A 13,565-nucleotide genomic window follows, 5' to 3' on the forward strand; every position below is an offset into this window, starting at 1 on the left:
AACGACGAGCAGACCGGCAACGTGAAGGCGATCATCGCCGCGACGAAGAAGGCCGGTCTGCCTGAGCGGGCCGCGGTCATCTCGATCGCCACGAGCCTGCAGGAGTCGAAGCTGGAGAACCTGGGCCACCTCGGCGACGCCAACGACCATGACTCGCTGGGCCTGTTCCAGCAGCGCCCGACCTCCGGTTGGGGCACCCCGGAGCAGATCACCAACCCCGAGTACTCCACCACCGCGTTCCTCAAGGGTTTGAAGCAGGTCGACGGGTGGCAGGACATGGCCCTGACCGACGCCGCGCAGACCGTGCAGGTCTCGGCCTACCCCGACGCCTACGCCCAGTGGGAACAGCAGGCCACCGACCTGGTCGCCCAGCACTGGAACAGCTGACCCCACCGCACCACCGCACGACATCGACCGCTGGCCGGCACCCCACCCGGGGTGCCGGCCAGCGGCATATCCGAAGGACCGCCGGCGGGCGGTCAGAAGAGGACCGTGGCGAGGGTGCCGACCGGCTGGAAACCGCAGCGCTCGTAGACCCGGCGAGCCGGCAGGTTGAAGTCGTTGACGTACAGGCTGACCGTCGGGGCGACCCGCAGCAGCGCGTCGCGCACCACGGTCGCCATCGCGGCGGTGGCGATCCCGCGGCCTCGCCACTCCGGCGCCACCCAGACGCCCTGGACCTGCGCGGTCCGCTTGGTCACCACGGCCAACTCGGCCTTGAACACGACCTTGCCATCGACGAAGCGGGCGTACGCCCGGCCGGCGCGCACCAGGTCGTTGACCCGCCGGCGGTAACTGCGCCCGGCGTCCTCGGCGAGTGGGGAGACGCCGACCTCCTCGGTGTACATGGCCACCGACGCTGGAAAGAGTCGGTCGACCTCACCGGAGCGGACCTGGCGTACCTCCGGGTCGACCGGTACGGCCGGTAGCGCGTCGGTGGCCAGCAGCGGCTGGTTGGGGCGGACGTCCCGGGCCGGACCCCAGGTGTCGGAGAGACGGTCCCACAGCCCGAGGACGGCGTCAGCGCGGCCGACGATGGAGGAGCAGAGCCGCTCCTCGCCCGCGAGCAGGTCGGCGAAGGCGGCCACCGCGGCGTCGGTGGCGAGCACCGGTGTGAGGTTGCCGCCGAGCCAGCAGAGCGATTCCAGGTTGCGCCGTGCGCCGTACCCCAGGATCCTGCCCTCGGCCCGCCACCAAGAGAGCCCGCGCGCGGCGATGCGTTCGGCGACCTGCGCGCCCGCGAACGGGTCGAGGTCGAGCAGTCGCTCGACCGCGCGGCGCTCCGATTCCCCCAGTTGCCGTACCGGCACCGTCAGCACGTGTCCAGCCTGCCAGATCCCACCCCCACCCCGCCGGCCGAGTGGCGAGGCCGGTTTCAGACGGTCACCGGCTCGTCCGCGGGGCTGGTCGACCTGGTCCGGCCGGCCCACCGGACGACCGGGGGCACCAGGGCACCGAGCAGGAGGAACAGCCCGCCGAGCACCAGCCAGCCGGGCACACCCCAGCCGAGCGCGAGGGTGGTCACCACCACCGGTGCGAGCATCTTGCCCAGCTCGTAACCCATGCCGTACGCCCCCTGGTACTGCCCCTGCGCGTCGGGCGGCGCCAGCCCGAAGGAGATCCCCCACCCGGCGGCGGAGTGCCACAGTTCCCCGATCACGTGCACCAACGCCCCGCAGCCGAGCAGGCCGACGGCGCCGGCGGTGGGGAGCGCGCCGCTCGCGGCGAAGAGTACGCAGGCCAGCGCGATGGCCACCCCCGCCCGGCGGGCGGCGCGGGCGGCTCCCGGCAGGGTGACGGCGCTGCGCGCGGCGCGTACCTGAAGGAGCACCACCAGCACGGTGTTGACCAGCGTCAACGCGGAGATCATCCAGGCGGGTGCTGCGGTGTGCCCGGCGATCCACAGCGGCAGGGCGATGGTGAGCAGGCTGAAGTGCATGGACATCAGCCCGTCGAGCAGTGTGAAGGCGAGGAACGGGCGGTCCCGCAGGGCGATGAGCCGGGGGCCGTGCGTCGGGGCGGCGACCGGCGCGACGGTGGGCAGGCGGACGAAGACCGCCGCGGCGGCCAGCGACGCCACCGCCGCGGTGAGGATCAGCGCCACATACCCGGCGCGGGTGTCGGCGGCGATGGCGAAGCCGCCGAGGACTGCGCCGACGGAGATCCCGACGTTGGTGGTGGCCCGCAGGTAGGCGCGGGTGTGCACCCGCTGGTCGGCCGGGATCGCGCCGGCGATCAGCGCGCCCCGGGCACCGCGCTCGACCGCGTCGGCGAGCGCCGTGGCGGCGCCCACCACCAGGAAGGCGGGGAACGACCGGACCGCGATCAGGCCCGCGGTCAGGGTGCCGGCGGCGATCAGCCCGCCGACCTGTGCGCCGCGCGGGCCGAGGCGGTCGGCCAGGTATCCGCTCGGCGCGCTGGCCAGGACGCCGACCAGCGCCGAGATGGTCAGCCCGACGCCCACCTGGGTCGCCGACAGGCCGACCGATCGGGTGAGGAAGAGCGCGCTGGACACCAGCCACAAGCCCCGACCGACGGTCTTGACCAGGGTGCCGAGGGTGAGGACCCGGGCGGGACCGGGCGGGGGAAGCAGGCGCATGCCGGACAGCCTAGCAAGACGTACGTACGGTTTATTTAACTGGCCTTGTCGGCGATGCATTGCCGATATATCGTTGATGCATCAGCGACAGTACGCAGAGAGGGAGAACCCATGAGGTTCCATCGACAGCAGCACCACCTGCACGAGGCGAGGATGCGGGGCTTCGGCTTCCCGCCGATCCCGCCCGGTCCGCACGGACACGGACACGAGCACGGCGGTCCCTGGGGCGGCCGTGGTCGCGGTCGGGGCCGGGGCCGACGCCCCAACGTCCGGGGCGCCGTGCTGGCCCTGCTCACCGAACGGCCGATGCACGGCTACGAGATGATCCAGGAGATCGACTCCCGCACCGGCGGTGCCTGGCGTCCGAGCCCGGGCTCGATCTACCCCACCCTCCAACTGCTGGAGGACGAGGGTGTGATCGTCGCCAGCACGGAGGAGTCCAGCGGCGGGCGGAAGCGTTTCACGGTCACCGAGGCCGGTCAGGCCGAGGCCACCCAGGCCGCGCAGACGCCACCGTGGGCGGACGTCGCCCAGGGCACGGTGAGCAGTTGGCACGACATCCGCGACTCCGGCGCCCAGGCGATGAACGCACTGCGCCAGGTGATGATGAACGGCACCGACGACCAGCGGGAGCGGGCCGCCCAGGTGCTCGACGAGACCCGGCGCAAGCTGTACGCCATCCTCGCCGAATCGGAGTGACACAAGAGCAGTGCCACCCGCCCCGCACGGGCGGATCCGGCACCCGCCACACACACAGAGCGGCCGTTCCCCGGAGGGAACGGCCGCTCTGTGTGAACAGGTCGCCGGCGCGCCGACGAACGGATCAGTGCACGGTGACGGTCGGGCCGGTGACCAGCCCGCGCAGCTCCTCGGGAAGCTCGGCGCCCATCTCGTCGGCGATCCGCAGCGCCTCCTCGATCAGCGTCTCCACGATCTGCGCCTCGGGCACCGTCTTGACGACCTTGCCCTTGACGAAGATCTGGCCCTTGCCGTTGCCGGAGGCGACGCCGAGGTCGGCCTCGCGAGCCTCGCCCGGGCCGTTGACGACGCAGCCCATGACGGCCACCCGCAGCGGCACCGGCAGCCCTTCCAGGCCGGCGGTGACCTCCTCGGCGAGCTTGTAGACGTCCACCTGGGCCCGGCCGCAGGACGGGCAGGAGACGATCTCCAGGCCGCGCTCGCGCAGCCCCAGCGACTCCAGGATCTGGTTGCCGACCTTGATCTCCTCGACCGGCGGGGCGGACAGCGACACCCGGATGGTGTCACCGATCCCCTCGGCGAGCAGGGCGCCGAAGGCGACCGCCGACTTGATCGTGCCCTGGAAGGCCGGGCCGGCCTCGGTGACGCCCAGGTGCAGCGGGTAGTCGCACTGCTCGGCCAGCTGCCGGTACGCCCGGATCATCACCACCGGGTCGTTGTGCTTGACCGAGATCTTGATGTCCCGGAAGCCGTGCTCCTCGAACAGCGAGCACTCCCAGAGCGCCGACTCGACCAGCGCCTCGGCGGTGGCCTTGCCGTACTTGGCGAGCAGCCGCTTGTCCAGCGAGCCGGCGTTGACGCCGATCCGGATCGGCGTGCCGGCGGCGGAGGCCGCCGCGGCGATCTCCTTGACCTTGTCGTCGAACTGGCGGATGTTGCCCGGGTTGACCCGGACCGCCGCGCAGCCCGCGTCGATCGCGGCGAAGACGTACCTGGGCTGGAAGTGGATGTCGGCGATCACCGGGATCTGCGACTTCTTGGCGATCGCCGGCAGCGCCTCGACGTCGTCCTGGGACGGCACGGCCACCCGGACGATCTGGCAACCCGACGCGGTCAGCTCGGCGATCTGCTGGAGGGTGGCGTTGACGTCGGAGGTGAGGGTGGTGGTCATCGACTGCACGGACACCGGCGCGCCGCCGCCGACCGGCACCGAGCCGACCATGATCTGGCGGCTGGCCCGGCGGGGAGCGAGCGACGGGGGCGGTACGGCGGGCATACCGAGACGGACAGCGGTCACTTCAGCACTCACCTTGGGAAGAGCGTGATCGGGTTGACGACGTCCGCGGTGATGGTCAGCAGCGTGAACACGCCACCGATCAGGATCACCACGTACGTGAAGGGCATCAGCTTGAGGTAGTCGACCCGTCCGGGGTCGGCACGGCCGATCTTCGCGTACAGCCAGGACCTGGCCCGTTCGAACCAGGCGATCGCGATGTGGCCGCCGTCCAGCGGGAGCAGCGGCAGCAGGTTGAACACGCCGATGAAGAAGTTCAACGAGATGAACAGCGTCACGAACAGCAGCCAGGCCTTGTTGGCGAACGCCTCGCCGCCGAGCCGGCTGGCGCCGACCACGCTGATCGGGGTGTCCACGTCACGTTCGCCGCCGGTGATGGCGGTCCACAGGGCGGGGACCTTCTGCGGCAGCCGCTGCAACGCCTGGACGGTGCCGACGGCCAACTCGCGGGTGAAGTCGCCGGTGGCGCCGAACGCCGCGACCGGCCCGTACGTCACCCGGGTCGGCGTGGTGGGTACGAGGCCGACGCCGAGTGCGGCGACCGGGGCGACGGTGCCCTTCGGGTCGTCGAGCGGCGGGCGCTGGGTCTGCGCGAGCACGGTGCTGGTCTTCGCCGGCTGCCCGTCGCGCACGTAGTCGATCTGGGCGGGGTCGCCGGGCTTCAGCCCACGCAGGGCGACCAGCAGTTCGCCGTAGTTGTTGATCGGCGTGCCGTTGATCGAGGTGATCCGGTCGCCGTCGCGCAGTTGGGCCTGGGCGGCGGGGCTGGCGACGTCGCCGGGGGCGCAGGCCCGGGGGGCGTTCTCCGGGACCACGCAGTCGGACAGCGCGATGACCGCCGGTTCCTGGCGGATCTGCGCCTCGGTGGTGGGGAAGTCGCGGTTGGGCAGGCCCAGCGAGACGGCGGCGATCCAGATCGCGATCAGTGCCAGCGCGAAGTGGGTGATCGAGCCCGCGGACATGACGATCGTCCGCTTCCAGACCGGGTAGCGCCACATCGCCCGCGGCTCGTCGGCCGGGTCGACGTCGTCGTCCTGCGCGGTCATCCCGACGATCTTGCAGAAGCCGCCGAGCGGAATGCCCTTGACGCCGTACTCCGTCTCACCCCGCCTGAACGACCAGAGGGTGGGGCCGAAACCGACGAAGTACTTGGTGACCTTCATCCCGAACGCCTTGGCGGTCAGCATGTGACCGGCCTCGTGCAGGCTGACCGAGACGAGGATGGCCAGGGCGAAGAGCGCCACCCCGAGCAGGTTTGCCATCAAGCTCCTTCCACCGAACCCGCGATGATCTCCTGCGCGTGAGCGCGCGCCCACGACTCCGCCGCGAGCACGTCCTCGACGGTACCTGGTTCGGTGAAGTCCGGAGCCTCGTCCAACACCCGTTCGAGCGTGTCGACGATGCCCAGGAACGGCAGCCGACCGGCCACGAACGCCTCCACGCACTCCTCGTTCGCCGCGTTGTAGATCGCCGGGCGGCACCGGCCGGCCTCCCCGGCGGCCTTGGCCAGCGCGACGGCCGGGAACGCGGCGTCGTCCAGCGGCGCGAACTCCCAGGTGTGCGAGGCGGTCCAGTCGACCGCCGTGGCGGCCCCCGGGACCCGGTCCGGCCAGCCGATGCCCAGCGCGATCGGAAGCCGCATGTCCGGTGGGCTGGCCTGCGCGATGGTCGAGCCGTCGGTGAACTCGACCATGGAGTGGATCACCGACTGCGGGTGCACCATCACCGTGATGTCGGCGTAGGGCACGTCGAACAGTTCGTGCGCCTCGATCACCTCGAGTGCCTTGTTGACCATCGTGGCCGAGTTGATCGTGACGACCGGCCCCATGTTCCAGGTCGGGTGGGCGAGCGCCTGATCGGGTGTGACCTCGGTCAACTCGTCGCGCCGCCGACCCCGGAACGGGCCGCCGCTGGCGGTGACGATCAGCCGGCGTACCTCACCGCGCGACCCGGAGCGCAGGCACTGGGCCAACGCCGAGTGCTCCGAGTCGACCGGGACGATCTGCCCCGGCCGCGTCACCGCGGCCTTGACCAGCGGGCCGCCGGCCACGAGCGACTCCTTGTTGGCCAGGGCGAGAGTACGACCACCGCGCAGCGCGGCCAGCGTAGGCGCGAGCCCGAGCGAGCCGACCACCCCGTTGAGCACGATGTCGCACGGCCACTGGGCCAGCTCGGTCATCGCGTCCGGGCCGGCCACGATCTTGGGAAGCCTGAAGTCGCCGGTGGCCCAGCCGCGCCGGCTCGCCTCGGCGTAGAACGCCAGCTGGAGGTCCTGCGCGGCGGAGGCCTTGGCCACCCCGACCGCGTCGACGCCCAGTTCGAGAGCCTGTGCGGCGAGCAACTGGACGTTGCCACCGCCCGCGCCCAGGGCGACCACCCGGAACCGGTCCGGGTTGCGCCGGACGATGTCGATGGCCTGTGTGCCGATCGAGCCGGTGGACCCGAGCAGGACGAGGTCGCGGGGGGAAGTCACGGGGCCATTCTTCCCCACCGCCGCTGTACGCCCGCTGGGAGCCTCAGCCTCGCCGCCCACCTACGGGTGTTCCGGCGGCGATCAGGCAGGGCTGACGCAGAAGACGACGTCGAGGTAGCCGGAGCGCTTCGCCCAGTTCGAGTAGTGGTAGTCGGCGAAGCCGGGTGCCTGGGCCTCGCACAGCGCGTCGGCCTGCGCCTCGTTGGCGACGGCCTGCTCGATGCGGGCCAGGACCCGCCACGTCCCGGAACCGCACGGGGTGATCTCGTACACCACGCTGGCTGCGTCACCGACGTTGTGCACACACTGCCCAACCTGCACGAACTGCTCATCGCCATTGGCCCTGGCGGTGGGCGGAGCCGCCGAGGTCGGGCTGGCCTCGACGCTGGCCTCTGCCGACGGCGTGTCACGGGAACCGACCCACTCGATCACCTGGAACACCACGCCCACGATGCCTGCGAGTGCGGCGGCCGCCCCAAGCCAACGCAGCACGGCACGCAGCCGGCCTGAGGTGGAACCGGTTTCGTCATCCATGCTTACCTCCGACCTGTCGCTGCCCGTTCCAACCCGAGCCGGTCCGGCGCCGATTCGATGTCCACGATGGCACGGGTTCGGTGGCGGTTCTGCACGCCGTTGAGGGGTGGGGCGCACGCACGGACCCCGGCCCCGCCCTGTTGACGCTGGTCAGTAACCACGCGCGGCGGTCGTGACCCGTCTAGCCTCACCGACGCCGACGGGCGGCCGGTGTCTGATGTCCGACCGCTTGCTGCAACACACACGTGAGCGATGATCGACTCTGGATCACGGAAGTCGGGGTATCCCAGACACCCGGACACCCCGACATCGCCGAAACCGTGTTGATCAAGGAGCCGGCGGAACGACCGGGGGCCGCCGGAACGGCCCCCGGTCGGGACTAGCCGCCGTTGATGACGAACTGTGAGCCCGGCTGGATGACGATGTTGCCGTCGGCCGAGTTGGTGATGGTCACGTTGGTCAGGTTGGCGTTGCCGCGGGCACCGCTCATCGCGAGGATGCCGGCGCCGTTGTTGGACTTGTCGATCCGCACGTTGGTGATCGCGACGTTCGGCATGTTGCCGCCGCCGTTCTTGAACTGGATGCCGTCGTACGTGGAGTCGTAGATGTCGGTGTCCCGGATCGTGACCCCCGTGATGTCTCTCGTGGCGGGGAAGAGGGTGATGGCGCCGAACTCCTGGTCCTCGTTCCAGAAGACGCCACCGGCCCGGTAGAGCCCGTTGTTGGCGATCAGCGTCGTCCCGGAGAAGGGCAGCGGGTCGTGGTCGGTCGCCAGCATGATGCCCGGGTAGTTCATGGTGTCGTAGATCAGGTTGTTCTCGATCGAGTTGTCGTAGCCGCCGTAGATGGCGATGCCGTTCGCCCGCCAGGGCAACTGGATGGTGTTGTTGACGAAGTGGTTGTCGTGGGCGATGTCCACGTTCCGGTCCTTGACGTACGGGTTGGCCCAGACCGCCAGTGCGTCGTCGCCGGTGGTGCGGAAGGACGAGTTGAACACCCGCGAGTTTCGGGTGCCGTTGCTGAAGTTGATGCCGTCGGCGTAGGTGTTGCGGATCCGCATGCCGCTGAACTGCAGCCCGTCGGCCGGCCCCCAGAGGTCGGGGATGTTGTCGTAGTCGCGACCCACCCAGACACCCACGTTGGCGTGCTCGATCCAGACGTTGCTGATCCTGGTGCCCGTCCCGAACCGGCCGTTCAGACCCACGCCACCCTCGGCGTTGCCGTCACCACCACGGATCCGGCCGGAGCCGAAGATGGCGATGTCGGAGATCTGGGTGTTCTTGTCGATGTCGAACCCGAAGTTGCCCTCGTGCGGGTGGTTGATGCCGCCCGCGTTCTGCGGCTCGGTCAGCGTGTAGAGCTGCGAGTGCCACATGCCGGCGCCCCGGATCGTGACGTTGCTGATGCCGACCTGGTTGTGCGTACCCCGGTTCAGCGGGTCGTCGGTCAGGATCTTCTGCTCCTGCCGCCACTGCCCGGCCGGGATCCAGACGCAGCCGATGACCCCGTTCTGGTCGTCGGTCACCGCCCGCTGGATGGCGGCGGTGTCGTCGAGCCCGTCGTTCGGGACCGCGCCGTACGACGTGATGGAGGTGCAGCCGGCCGGTTGGTCCGCCGGTGGCGCCACCTGCTCCAGGTCGATCATGTCGATGATGTAGAACGAGGCCGAGTCGCCGGAATCGCGTTGCAACTTGAACCGGGTGCCCGCCGGGTAGGACTGCGACAGCAGGGCGTTCGACTCGTCGAACAGGCGCCGCGCGTCGGCCTGCGGTGTGTTGGTCAGCGCCTCCGGCCCGTCGGTGTTGCCGTAGAGCCAGCTGTGCCGCGACGAGAGCGTCAGCTTCCGGGAGAAGACGTCGTTGATGTAGAGGCTGATCGTCGCCTCGATGCCGCCACCACCGGGCGCGTCCGGGATCGAGTTGCGCACCACGATCGCGTTGGCGGGGTTGGTCGAGGTGAACTGGACGAACTGGCCCGTGCTGTTCAGCCGTACCGACTTGCGGCCGGAGGACTCGGTCGCGAAGTTGGTGTGCCCGAAGGTGCGCAGCGGGTCGGCCTCCAGCAGCGTGCCCTGGTACTGGGCGGACTCGGCCTCGTAGGAGACGTACGGGACCGCCGCCCCGCGCCCGACCACGATCGACTGGGTGAACGCGTTGTTGGTCTCGTTGGTCTCGGCGACCGTGTTGGTCGCGTCGGCGGTGGCGGTGATGGTGGCGCCGCCACTGGTGGCGGTCCAGCTTCCGGCGACAGCCACGTTGACCGTCGCGCCGGCGGCGACCGAGGCGGTGTTGGTGTTGAGCGTGGTGCCGCCCACCGTCAGCCGGGTGACCGTGGTCGCGCCGGTCGCGGTGGTGCCGCGGTTGCGTACCGACACGGTGAACGTGACGGACGCGCCCACGGCCGGGTTCGGTGGGTTGGAGGCGATGCTGAGGACCTGCAGGTCGGGCCCCGGAGCCTGCACGACCACCAGCGGCGAGGGCGCGGTGTAGCTGTTGTTGCCGTTGTTCTGCTCGACGATCGTGTTCGTCGGGTCGACCACCGCCGAGACGCTGTAGCTGCCCATCGGCCGGGTGCCGGCGTTGAACGAGACCGTGGTCGAGCCGCCGGCGCTGAGCGCGCCCACCGCGGCGCTACCGACGACCGCGCCGGCCAGGCTGAAGTTGACCGTGGTGGCTCCGGCCGCCGCCGACCCCACGTTCTGGACCACGGCCGAGAGGGTGACCGCGGTGGCCTCGCTCGGCGACGCCGGCGACCAGGTGGTCGAGCTGATGACCAGGTCGGGGTTGGGTGCCGGCGTACCGCACACCTCAAGCTCGGCCACCTGACCCGAGGGTGCCCTGCTGTTGGCCGTGAACCGCAGCTGCACGTCGGCGGTGGTCGCGGTGACCGGGATGCGCACCACGTTGTTGCCCTGGACGAACTGGTAGCTCGCCGCCGACACCAGGTTGGTGTACGTGGACGAGGCCTGGTCGCGGCCGAGGACCTGGATGGTCTGCGTACGGGTGCCCCAGGCCGGGTCCGGGTTCAGCTTGACGGTGACGGCCGAGATGGAGTGGATGGCGCCCAGCGCCACGGTGAGGTTCTGCGGGTAGCTCGCCGCGCCCTCCCAGTACGTCGCGAGCTGCCCGTCGTTCGCCTTCTCCGGGGTGAAGGTGAAGGTGGAGCCACTCGCGGTCATGGTCTTGCCCTGCGCCACGTTCGTGCAGGCGGGAGGCTGCGTGCCGGTCCGGGTGGTGGTGTTGCTGTTGCCGGACAGGTTGCCCGCGCCGTCGCGGGCACGCACGTAGTAGGACACCGTCGCCGTCGACGGCTGGGTGTCCTGGTACGTGAGGACGGTGCCCAGCGTCGCGATCAGGCTGCCGCCGCGGTAGACGTTGTAGCCGGCCAGACCGCTGCCACCGGAGTCGGTGGAGGCACCCCAGTTGAGGGTGATCGTGCTGCCCGACGTGCTGTGCGACAGCGTCCCGGGGACGCTCGGCGCGGTCGTGTCCGAACCGCCGCCGCCGCTGCCGTACACCTCCAGCTCTGACAGCTGCCCGGCCGGCCAGCCGCTGTTGCCGGTGATGGTGATCCGCACGTAGCGGGTGGCGGTCTGGCTGAAGTTGATCGTGACGGTGCTGCCGCTCGCCGGGTTGAAGGTGTAGGTCTGCGACGCGACCAGGTCGGTGAACGCCGAACCGTTGGCACTGCCCTGCACGCTCAGAGTCTGCGTACGGGTCGCCCACCCGGAGGTCGGCAGCTTCAGCACGACCTGGTTGACGGCCTGCGACGAGCCCAGATCGACCTGCACCCACTCGGGGAACGAGTTGTTGACGCTCTCCCAGTAGCTGCCCGCGTTGCCGTCGACGACCCTGGACGAGTCGTAGACGTCGGCGTGGCCACTCTCCTGGGTCGGTCGCCCCTGGGCGAGGTTGGTGGCCGCCGGGGCGAAGGCGGTGCCCGTCGCGGCTGTCGTGTCGGCTGGGCGGGCGGCGCCAGCCGGGTGCGCGACGGCCGCCGACCCGACGGTGGCGATCACCGTGGCCGCGGCTGTCGCCGCCACCATCCTGAACAGATTCGTTCGTCTCATCACTGTCCTGTCGTTGGGGGACGGCGCCGCGGCGGGCTGACCGCGGCGTGGGGCGTGACTCGGCGCGTCATCGGCCGGGCGCGCGGGGGCGCGTCGGCTGGTGTGGGGAGGTGGCGGCGGGTTCGGGGGAGAAATAGCCGCCTAGACGGCCCGCCAGATTTTTCGACCTCATGCAAAGAATCAGGCACGTCTTTGTCGAGATTTTGCATGACGTTGACCAGATGTTACTGACGTGCTACGAGGGCGTCAACACTTCGACCACGGTGACTATCGACGACCGTCGGTTCCCTCGCTCGGACGAAGCCGCGGCCCCCGAGCGCGTCGCGTCCATGAAAGGAAGGGCCCCTTATTAACGCCAGGCGTTAATAAGGGGCCCTTCCTTTCACCCTCAGCCGGTCGGGGCGGTCAGGACGAACGTCTCCAGCTCCTCACCGCCGTACCAGTCGGTGCTCCGGCCCACGTGGGCCATCCCGAGTCGCCGGCAGACCGCCATCGACGGATCGTTGCCCGGCGAGACCACCGCGTGGATCTTCGGCGTCCCGGCCGCGAACTCCCGCGACATGACCGCACGGGCCGCCTCCGTGGCGTAGCCGTGGCCCACCGAGTCCGGGTGCAGATGCCAGCCCACCTCGATGTCCCCGGTAAGCATTTCCTCGTCCTGTCCTGGCAGGGGCTTTAGCACCACCGTCCCCGCCACCAGCCCGGTGTCCCGCACCTCGATCGCCCAGGTGCCGTACCGGCCGTGGTCGTCCGCGTGCCGATCCCGCCAGATCTGCAGCCGTTCAGCGGCCTGCCCCGGGTCGGTCATCGGCAACCCCGGAGACACCGCCAGCCAACGAGTGATCTCGGAGCGGGAGTAGATGTCGTAGATGCGGGCCAGGTCGGCCGGGTCCGCGGTCCAGTCACGCAGGATCAGGCGTTCGGTGGTGAGAACGGTCATGGCGGGCGATCTTAATGAGTGGCCGGGCCGACGACGGGGAAAGAGATCGCGGTGGGCAGCGGATGGCAGCGGACGAAGCGGATCGTCAACGCCGCGTTCCGCCCTGTGCGCGGACGGGACCTGTCACTGCACGCCGCCGCGATCACGTTCTACGGCGCGATCGCCGTGGTGCCGGTGGCGCTGCTGGCGATCTGGCTCACCACGCTCGTCGCCGGGGCCGACCGTGTACGCCGGCTCACCTCGTACGCCGTGGAGGCGCTTCCCACCGCGATCGGGGCGCCCCGGGCGGTGGCCGCGCTGGTCAACGCCGGGGCGGAGTTGACCCCGGTGCTCGCACTGGCCTCGCTGCTGCCCGCGTCGCTGTACGGCGAGGGCCTGCGCCGGGCGTTCGTGTCGGTGGCCGCGCCCCGCACCGACGAGCACCTGGTCGGCTGGCGCGGCCGGCTGCTGCTGCTGCCACTGCTCGCGCCGGCCCCCGCGCTGCTGCTGTCGATCCTGCTGGCGCTGCCGCTCACCACCGGGCTGGTCCGGCGGGGCGGCTGGATCGGGGCGCTGGGCGTGGTGCTGTCGTTCCTGGCGGTCTGGCTGGTGCTCACCCCGGTGCTGATATGGGTGTTCCGGGTGGTCGGGCCGGCGTCGCCGGACTGGCTCTCCACGCTCGGAATGGGATCGTTCACCGCGGCGAACCTCTCCGGCTTCATGCACGGCTTCGTGCTCTTCGCCTCGCTGCCGCTGGACCTGGGCGTGCCGTTCGGCGGCTTCGACGAGATCGGCGCGGGCGTCGCCGTCCTCCTCTGGCTCTACCTGTTCCACGTGATCGTCCTGGCCGGCTACTCGGCCACGCTGGCCCTCTCCCACCGGCGTGCCCAGCGCGCCCCCACCGACCCGACCACCCCGGGTTGACCAAGAGGTTTGCGTCACCAGACGCCGTCCCGATGACGCAAACCTCTTGATCAA

The 13,565-nt window shown here is 70.4% G+C and carries 11 protein-coding genes; 3 read left to right on the forward strand and 8 right to left on the reverse strand.

Translation table 11 applies throughout. The features are described 5' to 3' along the window. Positions 1 to 387 (forward strand): hypothetical protein (locus ACWD6N_RS30970; RefSeq protein ID WP_450005692.1); only part of this gene is annotated, 387 nt, incomplete at its 5' end. 92 nt (positions 388 to 479) lie between these two features. On the opposite strand, the gene ACWD6N_RS30975 is transcribed toward ACWD6N_RS30970, so the two are convergent. Both ACWD6N_RS30975 and ACWD6N_RS30980 read right to left on the reverse strand, forming a co-directional pair. Continuing rightward, a complete protein-coding gene (locus tag ACWD6N_RS30975) occupies positions 480 to 1,319 on the reverse strand; it encodes a GNAT family N-acetyltransferase (protein ID WP_354963269.1) in 840 nt (279 codons plus the stop codon). A 56-nt stretch (positions 1,320 to 1,375) separates the two neighbouring features. Beyond that, positions 1,376 to 2,599 (reverse strand): MFS transporter, encoded by a 1,224-nt coding sequence (locus ACWD6N_RS30980; protein WP_354963270.1) that lies wholly within the window; start codon positions 2,597 to 2,599, stop codon positions 1,376 to 1,378. Between the two features lie 111 nt (positions 2,600 to 2,710). Here ACWD6N_RS30980 and ACWD6N_RS30985 point away from each other — a divergent pair, with 111 nt between their 5' ends. Beyond that, on the forward strand, positions 2,711 to 3,298 hold the full coding sequence (locus ACWD6N_RS30985) for a PadR family transcriptional regulator (protein ID WP_354963271.1): 588 nt from the start codon (positions 2,711 to 2,713) through the stop codon (positions 3,296 to 3,298). A 124-nt stretch (positions 3,299 to 3,422) separates the two neighbouring features. Here ACWD6N_RS30985 and ispG read toward each other — a convergent pair whose 3' ends face one another. The 6 genes from ispG to ACWD6N_RS31015 all read right to left on the reverse strand — a co-directional run bounded on the left by ispG (position 3,423) and on the right by ACWD6N_RS31015 (position 12,608). After that, positions 3,423 to 4,595: a flavodoxin-dependent (E)-4-hydroxy-3-methylbut-2-enyl-diphosphate synthase gene (gene ispG / locus ACWD6N_RS30990; RefSeq protein ID WP_354963272.1), complete on the reverse strand. Its 1,173-nt coding sequence runs from the start codon at positions 4,593 to 4,595 to the stop codon at positions 3,423 to 3,425. An 8-nt stretch (positions 4,596 to 4,603) separates the two neighbouring features. Next, positions 4,604 to 5,854 (reverse strand): M50 family metallopeptidase, encoded by a 1,251-nt coding sequence (locus tag ACWD6N_RS30995; RefSeq protein WP_354963273.1) that lies wholly within the window; start codon positions 5,852 to 5,854, stop codon positions 4,604 to 4,606. Beyond that, positions 5,854 to 7,065, reverse strand: a complete 1,212-nt coding sequence (gene dxr / locus ACWD6N_RS31000; protein WP_354963274.1) for a 1-deoxy-D-xylulose-5-phosphate reductoisomerase — start codon at positions 7,063 to 7,065, stop codon at positions 5,854 to 5,856. The genes ACWD6N_RS30995 and dxr overlap by 1 nt, the downstream gene beginning before the upstream one ends. An 81-nt stretch (positions 7,066 to 7,146) precedes the next feature. Next, entirely contained in the window at positions 7,147 to 7,599 is a 453-nt protein-coding gene (locus tag ACWD6N_RS31005) for an LppU/SCO3897 family protein (protein ID WP_387325491.1), read from the reverse strand. 379 nt (positions 7,600 to 7,978) lie between these two features. Then, positions 7,979 to 11,668, reverse strand: coding sequence for a CARDB domain-containing protein (locus tag ACWD6N_RS31010; protein WP_387325494.1), 3,690 nt, complete (start codon positions 11,666 to 11,668; stop codon positions 7,979 to 7,981). 388 nt (positions 11,669 to 12,056) lie between these two features. Then, positions 12,057 to 12,608, reverse strand: coding sequence for a GNAT family N-acetyltransferase (locus ACWD6N_RS31015; RefSeq protein ID WP_354963277.1), 552 nt, complete (start codon positions 12,606 to 12,608; stop codon positions 12,057 to 12,059). A gap of 51 nt (positions 12,609 to 12,659) precedes the next feature. Between ACWD6N_RS31015 and ACWD6N_RS31020 the strand changes: the two genes are divergently transcribed. Further along, on the forward strand, positions 12,660 to 13,511 hold the full coding sequence (locus tag ACWD6N_RS31020) for a YhjD/YihY/BrkB family envelope integrity protein (protein ID WP_387325497.1): 852 nt from the start codon (positions 12,660 to 12,662) through the stop codon (positions 13,509 to 13,511). Positions 13,512 to 13,565: the final 54 nt, after the last annotated feature.

Source organism: Micromonospora sp. NPDC005163 (assembly GCF_053599835.1).